Origin of the sequence: Paenibacillus sp. 598K (assembly GCF_003851045.1) — a bacterium.
Lineage (GTDB): Bacteria > Bacillota > Bacilli > Paenibacillales > Paenibacillaceae > Paenibacillus_D.
In genome coordinates, this window is sequence record NZ_BFBX01000042.1 from 88,872 (window position 1) to 106,653 (window position 17,782).

Sequence of the window (17,782 nt, forward strand, 5' to 3'; positions counted from 1 at the left end):
CGGTCAGCACCGGCGGCATCGTCGGTTATGCCGATGAAGCGCAGATCGAGAGCAGCGCCTTCCACGGCGAGTTGACAGCAACCGGCGGAGACGAGGTCTATACCGGCGGCATCGTGGGGAGCCTGCAGAGCGGTACAGTCACGGACTCGCAAGCGCAAGGCGCAGCCGATGCCTTCGCGTCGATCGAGTCGGACGGTACGCTCGGCGGCATCGCAGGCTATGCTGACGGTACGCTCGAGGATGTCAGCAGCCGTCATATCGCGCTGACTGCGACGACGCCAGGCGCGGCAGCGGGCGGCATCGCCGGCTCGGCGCAAGGGACGATCACGGGAGCGGTCGTCGGCGATGAGACGTTCGGCGACTCCAACTCGCTGACGCTTCGCGCCCAAGTGACCGGAGGCGATGGCGCTCACCGCCTGACAGCAGGCGGCATCGTCGGTCATAACGAAACAGCGCTCTCGATTGTCGAGAGCAGCGTCGTCAAGACCGGCTTCCTGACGGTCGACGGCACTAGCAAGTATACGATCGGCGGCATCGCTGGACGTCTCACCTCGGAGGCGTCCGTAGGGACAGCCGAGCAGTCAGTGACGGTCAGTAATGTCACGATCGACCTGCAAGCCGACGACAGCAGCTTCGGCGGCGCAGTCGGCGCCAACCAGGCGCCGCAGCTCTATGTCGATGTGCGTCATCTGACGATCGGCTCGCCCGCAGACGAGGTGCGTTCAGGCGGCATCGTCGGTCTGCAGGAAGGCGCGATCAGCAGCGAGCGCAGCCGCATGGAGTCGCGGCACGTGACGATGACGCTGCAAGGCGCGTCCGTCTACGCCGGCGGCAGCTTCGGCCAGATCTCGGGCGACAGCCCGGCGACGCTCGCCGACGACATCCGGATCACGGCCAGCGGCGCAGACAGCAAGCTGGGCGGCACAGCCGGCGGCGTGACCGGCACACTGACCGACAGCGTCGCCAGCTCGGTCGTCATCACAGCCTCCGGCGAGCGGACCGAGGCAGGCGGCATCGCCGGACGGATCGAATCGTCCGGTCGAGATGCAGCGATCACACGCGCTCATGCCGTAGCAGGGGAGCAAGCGATGATCACCGCTACCGGCGCGCAGTCGCTGCTCGGCGGCATCGTCGGCCACGCGGTGAATGCCAGCATCGTCCAGCCAAAGGCGGACGGCGAGCTGCCGAACTACGTCATCCTTCATGCGCGCGCACCGCAGCAGCAAGCGGGCGGCGTCGCGGGTCGGATCGAGGGCGGCGGCATCGTCGGCGACGGCTTCGCGACGAACCTCGGCAACGTCCTCATCCAGGCCTCCGATGCGGCGACTGATGTGTACGTCGGCGGCGTCGCAGGTTATGTCGATGGCGCCAAGCTCGATCGTCTCGACGGGCGCACGGTCAATCTGACCGTGAGCGGCGTACGGACGACCGTGGGCGGCATGGCAGGCTATAACAAGGGAACGGCTCAAGCGGTCATCTCCAATGTCGCCCTGATTGGCCTTAATGTCCAGGTCAATGCGACAGCGTCTTCCTCGATCGTCGGCGGCTACGTCGGCCTCAATGATGCGCGTACAGGAGATGCTGGTCTGGATCCAGCTATTGCAGTGAGCAGCATCCAGCACAGCCGGGTCATCGGCACGCAGACGCGCGCCGTCTATGTACTGGCTCCAGATACGATCACAGGCGGTATGGTCGGCGAGAACCGCACCCTGATCGCCAACAACAGCATTACCGACAAGATCCCGGTGCTCTCCCGCGACAGCCGCGGCGTCATCGGCGGCCTGGTCGGCGTCAATACATCGGCGGGCACGCTGTACTATACGTACTCCAATGCTACGCTGACGATCGAAGGCGCAGATACGCTCGCTGGCGGTCTGGTCGGCAACAATGCCGGCGTCATCCAGGCATCCTATGTCGATATCGACATCACGAGCAGCGCTTATGGCTCCAATAGCGGCGACGTCTATCTGGGCGGTCTGGTCGGTCGCAACACGGGACAGATCAAGCAATCGCACACCGCGTCGCTCGTCACCGCGACAGGCGTGCACAGCATCGTCGGCGGCCTCGTCGGCGACCATGCGGCGGGCAGCATCACGGACAGCTATGTTGTCAAAAACGTCCGCGCGCAAAACGAATATTCGTATTCGGGCGGTCTGGCTGGCCGTATCGGCAACGGCGAGATCAAGCGCACGTACTCCACGGCGAGAGTGATCGCCGAAAATGGAGCTTATGCCGGCGGCTTCGCCGGTCGATATGATAATGTAAGCAAGGAATTGCTCTACAAAAACTTCTACGTCAAGGACGAAGGCAAGCAGTTCAACAACGATCTGCCGGACTTCGCCGAAGGCAAATACCGCTTCCTCGGCGTACTGGGCGGTCTGAGCACGCTGCAGACCGAGACGCTGCGGGATCGTCAGCTGTTCCCGGGCCTCTCCGGATGGGACTTCGAGACGACCTGGAAATACGCGTCGACGAACGCAGACTACCAGTATCCCGAGCTGTTCCGTACGGCCAATACCGGCGGACAGGAAGGCAACAACGTCAATGCCAATATTAATTGGTATATGAATGACAAAGGGGCCGAAACGTATGTGCTGACGACTGAGGCGGAGCTCGCCGGTCTGGCTGCGCTTGTCAACGGCACTGTGCCGGGCATGGACGCCTTCGACTTCCGCAATCGAATCATCCAGCTGGGCGGCAAGATTGCGATTCAGTCGCAGCAGTGGGTGCCAATCGGCTATGATGAGTCCCATCCGTTCCAGGGCGCCTTCGACGGCGGTCACTATCTGATCGACGGCTTGACCATCGAGCCCGTCCACGCGTACAGCGGTCTGTTCGGCGTCATCGGCGAGCACGGCGCTGTCCGCAACATTACGATGGAGCCTCATGCGGTAGCGGGTCAAAACTACACCGGCGTACTGGCTGGCTTCAACAAAGGCACTGTAAGCTCGGTGAACCTCGAGCTGCTGGACGGCATGACCGTCTCCGGCAAAACAGTAGGCAGCGTCATCGGTAAAAATACCGGTACGTGGAGCGGCCTGAAGATTACGTTCGAAGAGGGCAGCCGGATCGTCGGCGCGCATCCTGAATCGGTCGTCGGCGGCGTCATCGGCGACAACACGGGAGAGCTGCTGCCGCAGCTGTTCGAGATCCGCTCTCTGGACGGCAGCGTTGGCAGCGATGCCGAGCAGCCTGTTATCGGCGGTATCGTCGGTCGTCAGAGCGGCGACATGAGCGGCTTTGCGGTCGCGTTCAAGCCGGAGTACCGAATCTTCTCCGGCGGCGCTCGTCAGACAGTAGGCGGACTGGTCGGCCAATACATGAGCGGTCAGGCGAGCGAGCTGTCCGTCAGCTTCGAGGGCGGTGTCCTTGCTGCGAGCGGCGAGGGTACGATCGTCGGCGGCATCATCGGCCAATCGTATGCCGACAATACACTGTCCCAGATCAAGGTCGAAGCGACAGCTGAAGGCACGCATATGAGCGGTCAAGGCGTGCTCGGCGGAGCGATCGGCGTCAAGGAAGGCAAAGGCGAGGCGGCGTTCGATCTCACGGATGTCACTGTCACTGGCGTGCATATCGCTTCGCTGACAGACAGCACGCACGTTGTCATCGGCGGCATCATCGGTCAGACGACCGATACCGCCGTCAGCGGCGCGGACGCCGAGGTGACGATCACCGGCGAAGCCGAGCGTGTAACGGTTGGCGGCATCGTCGGCGCTGCGCACAACTCGATCTTCTACGACGCGCAGGCGCTGCCTGAATTGACAGTAACCGCGCGTAGCGGCAATAGCGCAGTCGGCGGGATCGCCGGTATCGTCAGCTCCGATCAGCGCGATCGGGAGTTCGACTTTGGCCATTGGGCACCGCTCTACAACGGCCTCTGCGATGCCCGCGTACTGCCGACGACGATCCGCGTCACTGGCCAGGCCAATGAAGCGAATCTCGCGGTCGGCGGTCTGACCGGCCAATTGCTGGATGCTTCGATTACGAACAGCGATTCGCAAGCGAGCTTCCTCGTCCAGGGCGGTCGGACGACCGAGCTGGGCGGCATCGCCGGCTACTCTAGCGGCATCATTGTCAGAGCCAACGCGCATGGCGCGATCGACGTGCCATCGAGCCGTGTATTCCATGTCGGCGGCGTCGTCGGACATGCCGTCGGCGGCGAGCTGCACTATACGAGATGGCAGGGCGAGGCAGATCAAGCGCTGAAGATCGGTACGGCCGTATCCAAGACCGGGCTGCTGCCTGCTACCTTCGCGGGAGGCTTCGTCGGCTCTGCGGATCGCGCAGTGATGACTAACGTCTCCTCGGATATGAAGGTTCGCGTCGAGGACGGCAATCAGGACAACACGATCTTCGCCGGCGGCTTCGCAGGCATGCTGGGCACAGGCGATCCAATCCAGGGGACGATCGATGTAGCGTACGCTACGGGCGACGTCCAGGTGAGCGGACGACTCGGCTCCTATGTCGGAGGCTTCGGCGGCTCTATCAATCATTATGTCATCACGGACAGCTACGCGTCCGGCGACATCGTCAACACCGGCTTCGATACGCGGAGCGGCGGCTTTGCCGGGGCAGTAGAGCCGGGAGCAGAGATCAATGACTCCTATGCGCTGCAGCAGAGCATCCGCACTACCGGTACACGGGGAGCGACTCGCTCGTACAGCGGCGGGTTCGCCGGGTACAACGACGGTCCGCTCGAGCGTGTCCATGCCGGAGCGGTCGCAATCACGGTCGAGGTCACCGGAGCCAATGTGTACAGTGGCGCGATGATCGGCTACAACTTCCGCGACGGCAAGCTGACGGCTTCGACCGTAGACAGCAATGCGGACGTGATCGGACACAATCGCGGCTCGGCGCCGAGCTTCACGCGCCAGCCAGCGCAGCCGCTCGGACCGACCTCGATCTGGACCGATCAGGTCGATACGGACTTCCTGAGCGATCCGGACGAGGGCAAGATCGAGATCCGGACGCCTGGACAACTGTACGGCGCTGTATTGCTGAACAACGACCAGGGATTGAGCTACTACCGGCTCTTCGATCGCGACGCTGTCGCGAAGCTGCCGCTCGTGCATCTCTTCCTGAGCGATAATCTGGACTTCACGAATCTGCCAGCGCCGATGTTCGATACGTTCGCTGGCGAGCTGGACGGCAGAGGCCACACGATCACGGGATTGAAGCTGACAGAGAGCAGCGAAGCTTCGGTAGGCTTCGTCCGTACCCTGGCGGGTACGATCCGTGATCTGCGCTTCGCCTCGGCGACGCTCCAGGCTTCGTCGATCGCTGGCGTGGTCGCCGGCGTCAACGAAGGCGTCATCGAGCAAGTCCAGGTGGACGCGCAGATCAATGGCGCAGGCAGCCATACCGGCGGCATCGTCGGCCGCAATGACGGGACGATCGCCAAGTCGCTGACAACTGGTCGTCTGAACACGACTGCCGACGGGGATAGCGTCGCTGGCGGGATCGCCGGAGAGAACACCGCGTCAGGCGAACTGACGGACGTACTGTCCTACATGGATATCGTCGCCATTAGCGAGCGCGTATCGGCTGGCGGCATCGTCGGTCGCAGCTCCGGGGACATCACGTACGCAGCCTTCACTGGTACGGTACAAGTCGAAGGCGCCGTCTCGGCCTGGGCCGGCGGCATCGCAGGCTACGCGCTGGACGGCACGATCAGCCAGTCGATGGCGAGCGCCAGCACGATCGCCCTCTCCGAGGGACGACTCGTGCCGGGACGCACGTACTTCGGCGGCATCGCCGGTCAGCAGAGCGCCAATGCCGAGCTGACAGGCAATGTATACAACAAACAGCTGCTGAAGCTCGATAGCAGCACCTATGACGCTGACGGGACACGGGTTGGCGGCAATAACGCCAACCAGGCCCTGACCGGCAAGCAACTGACCGGCTCGAGTCTGCCAACTGCGCTTAATGGCGCGCACTGGCAAGCAACAGCAAGTCTGTATCCGCGTCTGCGCGAGCTGCAAGGCGAACCGGAAGCGCTGCTCGGAGCGGCGGCAGTCATCCTGCATGAGCAGGACCTCGTCAGCCGGATCGAGCGCGAGCGCACCGTCTCGCTGTCGTCGCCGGGCATCGCCTGGAGCGCCAAGCGTGCGGAGGCGATCGTCAATGGAGCCAAGGCTACACTCGTGACGACGACGCAGCCGATCGAGCTGACCGCTGCGGCGGGAGGTCTAGAGCGGACGATCCGCATCCAGACGGTAGCGCCGAAGTACGCGACTCAGGCGGTCAAGCCTGCCATGCCGGCGCAGTCGACGATTGTGAACAGTGCGCAGGTGGAGCTCACGACAAGCGAGCCGGGCGGACGGATCTATTACACGACCGATGGCCGCACGCCGAACGAGACGTCGCAGCTGTATACCGTGCCATTCACACTGAACCAGACGACGACTGTCAAGGCGATCACCATCGCCGAGAACAAGGAGTACTCCGAGGTCGCGACCGGCGTCTGGACGAAGCAAAGCACCGGAGGCGGCAATGCAGGCGGCGGAGGCGGTGGTGGCGGAGTGGCTATTCCGACGACACCAGCTCAGCCGAAGCCGGAGCCAGAGCCGGAACAAGAGACTACACCGGCGATCAAAGCTTCGATTGGCAGTCAGTCCACAAGCAGCAACGGCTCGGAGCCGGTGACCGTAGCCAAGAACAGCAAGCTTGCGCTGACCGCTCCGGCAGGTCAGACGATCTATTACACAACAGATGGCAGCAAGCCGACGACGCGCAGCAAGGTGTATCGCGGCGAGCTGATCATCAGCGGCAATATGACCGTCAAGGCGATCACCAGCGGCGACAACACGGTTATGACTTACAGCTTCAAGGTGGAAAATGCGACTTATGATGTTCGGAAGGATGCCGATGAGGTGCGGTACATCGCGCCTTATGCCGACCAGAGCTTCAAGCCGAACCAGGCGATTACCCGCTTCGAGCTGATCGAAGCGCTGGCGCCGCTGCTCGATATGCAGCAGGTTAGCGTCGGCCAGCCGTTCAGTGACGTCAAGTCCCGCGAGGAGGACCTGGTCGGATTTTTCGCCTCGGCGGGCATTATCGAGGGCTATCCGAACGGCACGTTCGGCAGCGACCGTGGCTTGACGAGAGCGGAGTTCGTCGTCGTGCTCTCGCGGGTGCTGCATCTGGAGACCGACGCGGCTGTCCAGAGCAGTCTGAGCGATGTGCGCGGCCACTGGGCGGAATCGTATGTCGGCGCCTTCACGGATCGCGGACTGATCCAAGGCTTCCCGGACGGCACGTTCCGTCCACAGGAGCTCGTCACCCGCGCTCAAGCCGTCACGGTCATCAACCGTATGGTTGGCACGCGGCTGGACGCCGATCACACGCCGCTGACCGACGTCAAGCCGGGCCATTGGGCCTATGATGCGATTATGTCGGCGATCAAGTAATACACGCAAGGAAAGAGGAGAGGCACAAATGAAAAGCAAATGGGCGGCAGCTTGGCTGCTGCTCCTGCTGCTGGCAGGCACAGGGGTTGCGATCGGGGGCATCGAGGCGGATACGCAGGCGGAATATCGCGCGGAGGACATCTATGCCCGGACACATCAAGCGATGTTCTATGTGCGTGTGCTGAACGAGGACCAAACCGTCAAATCGGTGGGCAGCGGCGCGATCATCGCAGCCGACGGCACGGCGTCCACCGCCTATCATGTCGTCAAGGACGCGACCCGCATCGAGGCGGTCCTCAGCGATGGCCGAACGGTTGGCCCTGTGCAGGTGTTGGACTACGACGAGCGTACCGATGCGGCGATCATCAAGCTGCCTGCGCCGGGAGCCAAGGATCCGGCCTACAGCGTACTGGAGGTCCGGGAGCCGTCTCTCCAGCATGGCGAGCGTATCTTCGCGATGGGCTATCCGCTCAAGGAGACGCCGATCATCACGGAAGGCATCGTCAACCATCCGACAGCGACCATCAACGGTCGGAGTCGTATCCTGGTCTCCTCGGAGATCGTCAGCGGCATGTCGGGCGGTCCCTTGCTCGATGAGCAGGGACGGCTCGCAGGGGTCATCTCGGGCTCCTTGCGGACGATGAACAACATTCATCTGGGCATCTCTATGGAAGACTTGAAGGCGCTGAAGCCATTCAGGCGCTAATTCACAACTGATTAAGTTAAGGCTGTTCATTGGGCGTGGAAGGGAGGAGGGGAGCGGTTTGATCAAAGCGTATTTGTTGGATGCCAATGAACGGGATATAAAGCATCTGGCCCAGCTATTGGGCCTGATCGGCGGCATATCCGTCATCGGCAAAAGTACTCATCCATTCGATGTGATCAAGAGTGTCGGTCTCCTTCAACCGGACGTCCTGTTCCTTGATGTGCAGCTCCCCGGCATGCAGGGCCTGATCGTCGCCGAGCAGGTGAGGGAGCAGTACCCTGCGGTGCAGATCGTAGTAGTGACGGAGAGCAAAAACTACGCGCTCTGGGCGTTTGATCAGCAGATGGTGGACTATGTGCTCAAGCCTTTCGATCAGGTACGACTGAAGCAAGCGATGCAACGTCTAAGAGCCCGCCTGAGCATAAAGGGGTCATAATGGTCCTAAAGGGGCCATAAAAGGGTAACAAAATAATAAAAAACTTCGTCGATACCGCGAAAGCTTGCGGATATCGACGAAGTTTTTTTGTGCAGAAAATTATGATTTTTAACGCTCGCCACGAGAGCGTTAGGCTGATTTGTCTTACTTTCTTCCTTTTTCCACGATTTTCTTCTCTTCCTTGACAACCTTTTCTTCCTTGGTCGTAATCGGGCTGTTGGCCTCAAGCTTGCCGCTCAGGAACCAGGAGATCGTAGCGATGGCGACCAGCACAACCCAGAAGAAGATTTTCCATGTCGCCGACTCGATGAAGTGCTTGTCGATGACATTGATATCCGGATGCGCGAGCGTGTACATCGCGAGCTTGACGCCAACCCAGCCGACGATCAGGAAGGCGGCAGTCTCCAGACTCGGGCGTTGCTTGAGCAAGGAGACGAAGTAGGTGGCTGCGAACCGCATAATGACGATCCCGATCAAGCCGCCAGCCAGGATGACGGCGAACTGACCGCCGTCCAGACCGCCGATCGTCGGCAGCGTGGTCGCTGGCAGCGTAACGGCCAGCGCTACCGCCGCGAGGATCGAGTCGACCGCAAAGGCCAAATCCGCAAGTTCAACCTTAACGACAGTCATCCAGAAGCCGGATTCCTTCTTCGGCTTGGCATCGTCCGACTTGGAGGACATAAAAAACTTCTTGACGATATGGTTGATCGAGATGTACAGCAAGTAAAGCGCGCCGACGGCCTGAACCTGCCAGACATCGACCAGGAACGAGATCAGGAACAATGCACCGAAGCGCAGCACGAATGCGCCGGCAAGACCGTAAAACAGCGCCTTTTTGCGCTTGTCGTCCGGCAAATGCTTGACCATGACCGCCATGACCAGCGCGTTGTCCGCTGCCAGGATTCCCTCAAGGGCAATCAACACCAGCAATACCCAACCGTACTCCAACAACAATCCTGCGTCCATAAAATTCCTCCTGTGGGGGCTTGTATTTTCTTCATCCCGTAGTCGGCTCAGGACATAAAAAAGACCTCTGCCGACTATGGCAAAGGTCTTGCTGAGCATGAGATAAAAAACAAGCGATTCATGCCAACAAAGCCGATGGATGGTGCGCATCCATGAACTGACGACTTTGTTTCCGGGTAAACCCGGACGCTACTCCCCTTTGAGGAAGAATATTCGATTGGTTTTATTTTAATCTGCCCAGGAGGGTTTGTCAAGCTGATTAAGTTGGTGATGCAAACTACCGTCATCCTTCGAGAGGACGATTACCTTTACTGACCAACAGGTAGCCGGCAAATACGTCGCGCGCCTCGTCAGGCAACGATTGATACCATCGGCGCATCCACTCTTTGACGGGTTGGGCGCCGCCGATAAAGTCGAGAAAATCGAGACTGTTCTCAAAGCCGATGTGGTATTCTGGCAGCAGCTCGAGACCGCTAGCTGCGAACACCTCTTGCAGCGACCAGACCGGATGCTCGGTTCCGTACATCCAGGTCCCTTGCTGTTCGGCGGCAAATTTGCCTACCAGGTACGGCAGAGAGCGTGCAGACGGAGTGAGTACGAGCACGGTGCCGCCAGGCTTGGTCAAACGTTTCATCTCTTTCAGAATAGCGATTTGTTGGTCCTTATCGAAGTGCTCCAGCACGCCGGAGTTCCACACGATATCCAGCTCGCCGTCAGGCAGATTGATATTGCGTATATCGGAGAGGATGAAGCGGCCGCTTTGCTGTTGGCTTTGGAACAGACGCTGACTGTTGGAGATGGCTCCCGCCGAGTAATCGACTAGCGTCACCTCAGCCCCATCAGCAGCCAGACGCAGCGAGATGCGACCTGTGCCCGAGCCGGCCTCGAGCAAGGTCGCTGGGCGATCCGCTGGCAGCAGCTTCAGGATTTCATTATAGATCGTATCGCTCAGCGGGTCCCACTGATGGCCGCCGCCCGTCTCCTTATTGCTCCACAACTGATCCCACACTTGTTTTTGTTGTTCTTCCTGATTCATGCGTCCAGTCCTTTCTGTGATGACATGTATTTTTGAGCTAGACCAAGAAAGGTAGCAGGCCGATCGTGCACGCGGGCGAGCTCGCGCAATCCCTGGATCCCGTACTGGGCGACCAGACCCACCTCATTGCGAGCAAAATCATCGAGTTTGTCTGGCATGGACATGCGTTGTGCGAGTGTGGCGTGATATACCCAGCTCTGCAAGCAGATCTGTGGTCTCCAGCGTTGACGCGTGCCTATATAGTATGAATAGCCAACCAGCAGGCTGTCATCTTCAAAGCCTTGCTTGCCCTTGAGCAGGCGGATATCGTAGCCGCCGATCGCACGCAATGCTTCGTTATGGTGTATAACGGGATGGACGAAGCCGTAAACTACGCCCTCCCTCGACAATGTGGGGAGCAGCTCCAGCCACCCTTCCATATCTGCGGGGACCGTGATCTGCTCCTCCAACGGTTGCATCACCCCGCCAGCCGTGACGATTCCTGGGCTGATCATCGGCTCTTGCGACGTCTCCAGGTAACGGAGCAGCGGCGCGTACCAGTGTGCCGGGAAGATCATGTCGACATGGATTTCGGAGGTCCAGGCTGTCTGCGGCAGCTCGCGCCATATGTATTCGAAGCAAGCTTGCCTCGCCTGGGCGATCCCGATGTTGTGCCCGTCGCCGAGGATGTGAGCATCGACGCCCCATTGTGATGTCAATTGTTGCAGATCCTCGTTTGCAAGACAGCCTTGATTATAGATGATGACGCTGCGCTCTGGCGACAATGCGAGCGAGCGCAGGCAATTCTCAGTCATGGCAAGATCTACGGACATCGATTCTTGGCGGAGGAGAAGCGGTAGTGTATGGATTAGCCGGCCCTCAGTGTTGATGGCTCCAGTCATCGTCATTCCTCCCATTCTATAAGACGGGGCTCTTCATCCAGTATCGATGCGTACTGCTCCTGCGAGCCATATTTGGCTTCAGGGTCCAGCGTCTGATAGCGTTCCAGCTTGCGTTGCCGATCTTGCGGGTCTGCCCATCCGAAGTGCTTGATCCGCAGCTCGGACACCGCATGCGGGAGCTCAAACACATTATCCGGGAAACGTCCGCAGTGCTGAGCGGTTTCCTTCCAGTGATATTCCAATCCCGGTCGATAACGGAGCAAGAACGGCCGATAGACGCGATGAGCCTGCCAGTAACCATCCTCCCTGTAATGTGTTTCATTCCAGAAATCGTAGAGGCGGAAGCAAAACAAATCAACTTCGGTTTGAGCGGTCAGACTGTGAATTTCGGCTGCAAAACGCGCTTCCAGCTGTTCGTCGGCGTCGAGGTTGAGAATCCATTCTGGCGATGCCTTGATCGTCTCTTCCCACTGCTGCTTGCGCAGCAGTACTTCATTGCTGAACCTCGGGACGGCATTGTGGATGATCCTTATCGGGATGCCGCCGAGTACGCGTAAGCAGATATCCACTGTCCGGTCGGTACTGCCATCGTCGATGATGACTGCCTGATCGATGTAGGGACGATGAGAGAGCAGGATCGCTTCGAGATAGCGGTGCTCTTCATTGTGGACGACCATCGACAAGGTGATCCCTGTCTTGGCAGGCTGGCGCTCTGTCGACACTTGAGCCATAGAGGGGGGCTTGGCAGCGAGCTGCGCCCGCTGGACGATCCGGGTCAAAAAATCGTCGGCAGCGGGCTTGTCGGTATCCCGGTATATATGAAAGGCGGGATAATGCGTGTCGACATACATCGGAATGCCAAGCGCCGCCGCTCGAACGCAGAAATGCCGATCCTCGCCCCAAAAGGTGAGATTGGGGATGGCGGCGAAGGATACGCCCTTGTGCAGCGCATCACTGCGGATGAGCGTACATGCGCCAAGGCCGCCGACCTGATAAAGTCCCGGCGATCGCATCTTCTCAAGGAAATTGAAGGTGCGTACAGCCTTCTCCTCTTCTGTCAGCGATTCTCCGCGAGCTTGCTCCCACTGACTGTATTCATTCAGCATCCACACCTGCGGCTGGGCCATCGCATCCGGCTGCCATCGCGTCCAGAAGATCTCGGCTACGATCGGCTGATCGGCCTTGATGAGATGCAGCAACGTCTCGGGCTCCAGCAGCAGATCGGAATCCACGAGGAACACATAGTCGCAGCCCATATCGCGGGCTTGCTCCAGGATCTGGTCCTTAAATGCGGCTACCTTCCACACGAGGTGGTCGTTCCAATAATGGGTATTCTCATCCCGATGGTATATGTCTTGGGCGGCTGCATACTGAATAAAGGTCTGGGGTTCCTGATGGACGAAATGCTGTAGGAGCATTCGAGAGAGAGGATCGTCATTATCGTCAATAAACATAAACGAGATATTCAGGTCGCCGCGCTCCAGCAGTCTGAGCGAGCGTAAAAATCGCTCTAGAATATCGGGAGATTGTCGGATCGGACTTGCAATCAAGACACGAGCAGTGGAGTTAGTGCTCATCTCGTATGGCCTCCTTGGTCGTTGTAGCCGATACCGTTGTCAGACGAGTGGCAAGATACTTGCGGTTGGCGAGCATCCGGGTATCCGAAGGTCTGTACAAGAGCGCCTGTTCGTTATGTTCATGGGCCAGGTCGTATTGGCCCAGCCGGTCGTAACAGACGCAGAGCTGCAGGTGGGGGAGCCAGGTGGAGCAGGCTGGATTGGCGAAGCCCCAGGTGTCTGGCTGGGGAAGCTGCGTAGCGAATCGATACCAGGCGACGGCAGCTGACGCATCGTCTTGCTCCAGGTAGTGATAGCCGATCCGGCAGCAAGCCTCGGCTCGAGGCGAGCCGTACTGGAAGCTGCGGAGCGCAGCTTCGAGGGCAAGCTTGCGATTGCCGACCTCAAGATAACAGTCAGCCAGCTTGCCGCAAGCCGTAATCTCGTCTTCGACCCAGCCTTCGCCGCTATTGAGGAACTGTTCGTACATTCGCGAAGCCTCGACATAACGGCGATGGTCCTTCAGTTCGTTGGCGTAATAGTACAGATCCCTAGCATTGAAGCGTTCCCCGGCTGCTTGGCGTTTTTCATAAATTCGCAGATTGCGATCGGAATCGCCATCCTCGGCGCCGGGGGCGTGGGTGACGGCGATGTCGCTGCTGATGATATGTCCGCCGACCTCCAGGTATTCGTGAACCGGGCCGATCCAGCGGAATCCTCGACTCCGTTTGACCAGTCGATTGCGCCGCAGGCTGAAGCTGACGTTGCCGAACTCATCGGTGCTCAGATTATAGAGCATGGACACCGAGTCTACCTCGGGATCAAGAGACGACTTGAGCTCCAGCAGTTTTTGCTGATCCTGCTGGAGGAGGATGTCGTCGGCATCGAGCCACAGGATGTAAGGCTGCGATGCCTGGGCAAAGGCGTAGTTGCGGGCGGCTGCAAAATCGTCGATCCAATCGAAGTGAAAGATGCGATCGGTGAACTGCCGGGCGATTTCAACCGTCCGATCCGTCGAGCCGGTGTCGACGATGACGATCTCGTCGGCAACTGCGCCGACAGACTCCAGACATCTTGCGAGCACGGCCTCCTCGTTTTTGACAATCATACACAGGCTTATTGAGATCAAGCGAACCTCCTCCATAAACATCGGGATAAGTGAGCTATTGCAACTATATTCTCGGGGCAAGCTCTGCATGAATAGAAGGGCAGGCTGTAAGGAAAATAATGTCGATCGAGCTTGTCATCTAGGAATAACGCTTTTTGGATTCAAATAGGCTAAATGTGAAGAATATCCATAATCTTGTCGTCTGTCCTGCTGACAGGCCACAAGAGGCAGTTGTCTAGAAGGAGGTGTGAATGAGCGAATGAGTATGCCTACGATTCCTGAAGAAAATTTCAGACCGAGCAAAAATGAGGTCGTCATCGATCTATTGAAGTCCATTGCAATGGAGGAGACGGCGATTTCGCATTTGTTAAATGCAGAAGCCGAAAAAATCCAGGCTTTTGCAGGCAAAGACCTTGACTTTCCCAGTTGTCCTTCGAATGAATTCATCCTTAAGTTTAACGGGCAAACGACCAAGCTGATCGATATTATCGTCATGAAGGAGTGGCTGCTGCTACGGAAGATGGAAAGTGCCATCGAGTATTATCACATCGAGGGTCATGACGAAGGTTGTGATTGCGAGGAGTGAGCAAAACGGGATGATAGAAGCTAACGATTGTCTGGAAACAGATATACTGGAAGCGTTGGAGCAGGTACAACTGGCCTATAAACGGTATCTGGAATCGTATGAAAGGCTGGCGAAAAGTAGCGGCAAAAGAGGGCTGTGGCGTCCCGGCGGGCAGGTCCGACTACGTGCGATGAAACAGTATGCAGAAGTGTTAGATAATAAAATCGAGCTGGCGCTGGGGCCAAAAGCGGCACGGGATCGACTAGGCTACATTCTGGAAAAGCGCAAGTACGATAAACGTATGAAATGGATTCGGGAAACGATCGAACGAATCCATACGCTTCAGTCGGCGCAAGCGAATAGGCCGAAGGGGCGAGTTGGCGGCCCCGTGCCCAAAAAGCATCCTGTGCAGCGTCCGCCTATTCACGTTGAGTCACCGCTGCCGCAAGCGCGCAGTAAGGTGGCGCAGCCTGCGCATATTGAACGTCAGGCTGCAAGTCAGCCCAAGAAGAATGTCAACGCTGATCATCCGGTCATCCGACTGCAGGTTCCGGCACTCCCGGCCAACTCGCAGCGAGTCGCTCCGACCGCAGTCGTGAAAAGCAAGACTGCTACGACGGTCAAGACCCCACCGAACCCACCGACACGTCTGCAAACACCAAAGCCGAGCCCTCCCCGAAAACAAATCGATTCGACTGCGTCTGTTCGCTCGTCACCTGTAGGCGCGAATGCAGATTTTCCGGCATTGACGTTGTCCAGCAATCTGATACCGAGATTAGACGCTTCCGAGAAGAAACGAGTCGCGACAAGCGTTGCCCCTGTCCGTACGAAGCCTTTGCTGCTCAAGCCGACCCCCAAATCTGGCAAGCGCGGCGACAGTCCGCGTCAGGCATAGAGGGGGAAATATACAAGGAGGTGAACGATATTAGCACCAAACTGTCACTGTGCATGATTGTTCGAGATGAGGCTGAAACGTTGGAGCGTTGCCTGGCTAGCGCAGCGCCTTTTGTCGATGAGATTGTTATCGTCGATACCGGGTCAGCTGATCGAACACTGGCGATTGCCGAGAGTTACGGAGCTATAATTATCCATCACCGCTGGCAGGAGGATTTCGCCCAGGCACGCAATGTTGGTCTGGAGCATGCCACGGGCGACTGGGTGTTGTGGTTGGACGCAGATGAAGAGTTGGAGGCTGCAGATGGTGAGGCGATGCGCGAGAGCCTGGCAACGGAAAAAGGCCCGCTGCTTCTAGTGGAGCTGATTAATTATTATGGCGCGGATCCGCCAGATCCGTTGCGCTGCCATATTCTAGCTCATCATCGTCTCTTTCGCAACGGTATTGGACTGAGATTCGTGAACCCCATTCATGAGCAGTTGAACGTGAACGAGGTTATCACATCGCTCGAACCGCCACCTACGATTAAGGCTCGTATTTATCATTATGGGTATATGGATGACATTAGACTAGCCAAGGATAAATCCGGGCGTAATATTCGTATGCTTCAAGAGCAAAAAAAGCTGCCTGACTATAGCCCATGGATCGACTATCATCTGGCCAGCGAATGGCTGACTGCTGCAAAATACGACGAAGCGATCAAGGATATCAATCTAGCCATTACGCGCTTTCTCCAAATTGGCCAGCTCCCGCCATCGCTTGTCTACAAGTTGAAATATGCCGCTCTTCTTGAGTCTGGGCATGCCTACCTGATGTGGCCTGCCATCGATAAGGCGATTCAACTCTATCCAGACTATGTCGATCTCCGCTTCTATCAAGGAATTGCTCTGCTGCTGCGCGGTAATTTGCGAGAGGCCGAGAATAGCTTTAACCAGTGCTTGGCGATGGGCGAGACCTGTACAACTCATTTGACAATGAAGGGAGCAGGAAGTTTTCTGGCTTATTTCTACAGGGGAGAATGTCGCAGGTTGAGCGGAAGGCTGGACCTGGCGCAAGAGGACTATAAAGAAACATTGAAGCAAAATCCCCAATTTGTAGAAGCTGAACAAGCCAAACTCAAGTTGGAGACTGGCAGAAAAGGGAGCGAAGTGAATGTCACAGGCTCACATACCTAATATAACGCCGACCATCTCGGTAACGATGGAGCAGAGTGCGACGATGCTGTTATCTTCTATTGCATTGGAAGAGATGGCTCTGGCACACCTCATGAATGCGGAGGCTGAGAAGATTCAGTATGTCCTCGGAACTTTAAATTCAAAATCAACGCCGCCCGCTTCCGTATCCGTCAATCAATTGCTGGAGGTGAACAAAACCGTACGGCTGACGCTGCAAGATGTCGTGATGAAGGAGGTGTTGCTGCAGCTGAAATTCTCTAATGTGCTGGACCTGATAGAAAAAAAGAGCATAACAAGGTAAAAGTGGAATTAAGTAACCAAATAGGATTGAGATCATAAATTATATCATTGGTCATGAGATCAATTCCATTTTTGAGACTTGGGAGGTATGTCAATGTCGCAGTCAAACATCCCCAATATTACGCCTGTAATTACCATCACAAGAGAAGACGCTGTTAATCTGATGCTGTCGTCTATTGCGTTGGAGGAATTGGGGTTAAGTCACATCATCAATGCGGAGGGAGAAAAGCTCCAGTATGTTCTCGGAACGTTGCCTGGCCTGACAGGACCGTCGGCTTCAATCAGCGACATCTTGAGTGTCAATGCAAGCGTGAGGGATACAATCCGCGAGCTGACTCGAAGTGAATGGATATTGTCCAACAAGCTGGACAGTGTCTTGTCAACACCGATATCGATCGGTCCGACTGGAGCGACCGGTCCGACAGGACCGTCCGGAGGGCCCCCCGGGGCGACCGGGGCGACGGGTCCTGCTGGCCCAACAGGTCCTACAGGAGCAACGGGAGTCGCCGGTATTACAGGAGCAACCGGTCCGGCAGGTCCGACGGGAACTTTTGATCCAGGCACCGTATTATTTAATGTATTCGGTCCGACCGGATCAGCAACTGTAGCAGTTGGAGAGGATCTGAATTTCCTTTCCACGACACTTGATATCGTAGTGACGCCTGGATCGGCTAACGTCTCAATCGAAAGTCGTTCGGTAACTGGCCCGACCGGTGTTGCAGGAGCGACCGGAGCAACGGGAGCCG

Annotated in this window: 12 protein-coding genes, 1 pseudogene and 1 riboswitch; of the genes and pseudogenes, 8 read left to right on the forward strand and 5 right to left on the reverse strand. The window is 57.7% G+C overall.

From position 1 onward, the window contains the following. From PA598K_RS14045 to PA598K_RS14055, 3 genes are all read left to right on the forward strand, one after another. Positions 1-7,412, forward strand: a 7,412-nt coding sequence (locus tag PA598K_RS14045; RefSeq protein WP_185601948.1) for a chitobiase/beta-hexosaminidase C-terminal domain-containing protein, incomplete at its 5' end; no start/stop codon positions are given. A 28-nt stretch (positions 7,413-7,440) separates the two neighbouring features. Next, positions 7,441-8,118 (forward strand): S1 family peptidase, encoded by a 678-nt coding sequence (locus PA598K_RS14050; protein WP_185601950.1) that lies wholly within the window; start codon positions 7,441-7,443, stop codon positions 8,116-8,118. Between the two features lie 58 nt (positions 8,119-8,176). After that, the gene (locus PA598K_RS14055) at positions 8,177-8,554 is read left to right on the forward strand and encodes a LytR/AlgR family response regulator transcription factor (RefSeq protein ID WP_185601952.1); all 378 of its coding nucleotides are present in this window, start codon (positions 8,177-8,179) and stop codon (positions 8,552-8,554) included. Between the two features lie 144 nt (positions 8,555-8,698). Here PA598K_RS14055 and PA598K_RS14060 read toward each other — a convergent pair whose 3' ends face one another. The 5 genes from PA598K_RS14060 to PA598K_RS14080 all read right to left on the reverse strand — a co-directional run bounded on the left by PA598K_RS14060 (position 8,699) and on the right by PA598K_RS14080 (position 14,122). Further along, positions 8,699-9,520, reverse strand: coding sequence for a TerC family protein (locus PA598K_RS14060; protein ID WP_376739046.1), 822 nt, complete (start codon positions 9,518-9,520; stop codon positions 8,699-8,701). A 93-nt stretch (positions 9,521-9,613) separates the two neighbouring features. Beyond that, positions 9,614-9,730: riboswitch (yybP-ykoY riboswitch) on the reverse strand. Positions 9,731-9,803: 73 nt separating this feature from the next. Beyond that, a complete protein-coding gene (locus tag PA598K_RS14065; RefSeq protein WP_128657579.1) occupies positions 9,804-10,556 on the reverse strand; it encodes a class I SAM-dependent methyltransferase in 753 nt (250 codons plus the stop codon). Continuing rightward, positions 10,553-11,437: a hypothetical protein gene (locus PA598K_RS14070; RefSeq protein WP_128657580.1), complete on the reverse strand. Its 885-nt coding sequence runs from the start codon at positions 11,435-11,437 to the stop codon at positions 10,553-10,555. Before PA598K_RS14070 ends, PA598K_RS14065 begins: the two co-directional genes overlap by 4 nt. A gap of 2 nt (positions 11,438-11,439) precedes the next feature. Then, entirely contained in the window at positions 11,440-13,014 is a 1,575-nt protein-coding gene (locus tag PA598K_RS14075; RefSeq protein WP_128657581.1) for a glycosyltransferase, read from the reverse strand. Beyond that, entirely contained in the window at positions 13,004-14,122 is a 1,119-nt protein-coding gene (locus PA598K_RS14080; RefSeq protein WP_128657582.1) for a tetratricopeptide repeat-containing glycosyltransferase family 2 protein, read from the reverse strand. The genes PA598K_RS14075 and PA598K_RS14080 overlap by 11 nt, the downstream gene beginning before the upstream one ends. Before the next feature lie 238 nt (positions 14,123-14,360). Here PA598K_RS14080 and PA598K_RS14085 point away from each other — a divergent pair, with 238 nt between their 5' ends. From PA598K_RS14085 to PA598K_RS37315, 5 genes and pseudogenes are all read left to right on the forward strand, one after another. Next, entirely contained in the window at positions 14,361-14,687 is a 327-nt protein-coding gene (locus PA598K_RS14085) for a hypothetical protein (RefSeq protein ID WP_128657583.1), read from the forward strand. A gap of 10 nt (positions 14,688-14,697) precedes the next feature. Continuing rightward, complete coding sequence (locus PA598K_RS14090; protein ID WP_128657584.1) at positions 14,698-15,561, forward strand: hypothetical protein; 864 nt, start codon at positions 14,698-14,700, stop codon at positions 15,559-15,561. A gap of 20 nt (positions 15,562-15,581) precedes the next feature. Continuing rightward, positions 15,582-16,736: a glycosyltransferase family 2 protein gene (locus PA598K_RS14095; RefSeq protein WP_128657585.1), complete on the forward strand. Its 1,155-nt coding sequence runs from the start codon at positions 15,582-15,584 to the stop codon at positions 16,734-16,736. Further along, positions 16,714-17,037, forward strand: coding sequence for a hypothetical protein (locus PA598K_RS14100; RefSeq protein WP_128657586.1), 324 nt, complete (start codon positions 16,714-16,716; stop codon positions 17,035-17,037). The genes PA598K_RS14095 and PA598K_RS14100 overlap by 23 nt, the downstream gene beginning before the upstream one ends. A gap of 93 nt (positions 17,038-17,130) precedes the next feature. Continuing rightward, positions 17,131-17,782 (forward strand): annotated as a pseudogene (locus PA598K_RS37315) (collagen-like protein); the annotation flags it as partial.

Bases quoted from the DNA above. Each gene is read 5' to 3' on its own strand.
- PA598K_RS14090 (WP_128657584.1), top strand. From the start codon at position 14,698: ATGATAGAAGCTAACGATTGTCTGGAAACAGATATACTGGAAGCGTTG.
- PA598K_RS14100 (WP_128657586.1), top strand. From the start codon at position 16,714: ATGTCACAGGCTCACATACCTAATATAACGCCGACCATCTCGGTAACG.
- PA598K_RS14050 (WP_185601950.1), top strand. From the start codon at position 7,441: ATGAAAAGCAAATGGGCGGCAGCTTGGCTGCTGCTCCTGCTGCTGGCA.
- PA598K_RS14085 (WP_128657583.1), top strand. From the start codon at position 14,361: ATGAGTATGCCTACGATTCCTGAAGAAAATTTCAGACCGAGCAAAAAT.
- PA598K_RS14075 (WP_128657581.1), bottom strand. From the start codon at position 13,014: ATGAGCACTAACTCCACTGCTCGTGTCTTGATTGCAAGTCCGATCCGA.
- PA598K_RS14065 (WP_128657579.1), bottom strand. From the start codon at position 10,556: ATGAATCAGGAAGAACAACAAAAACAAGTGTGGGATCAGTTGTGGAGC.
- PA598K_RS14060 (WP_376739046.1), bottom strand. From the start codon at position 9,520: ATGGACGCAGGATTGTTGTTGGAGTACGGTTGGGTATTGCTGGTGTTG.
- PA598K_RS14070 (WP_128657580.1), bottom strand. From the start codon at position 11,437: ATGACTGGAGCCATCAACACTGAGGGCCGGCTAATCCATACACTACCG.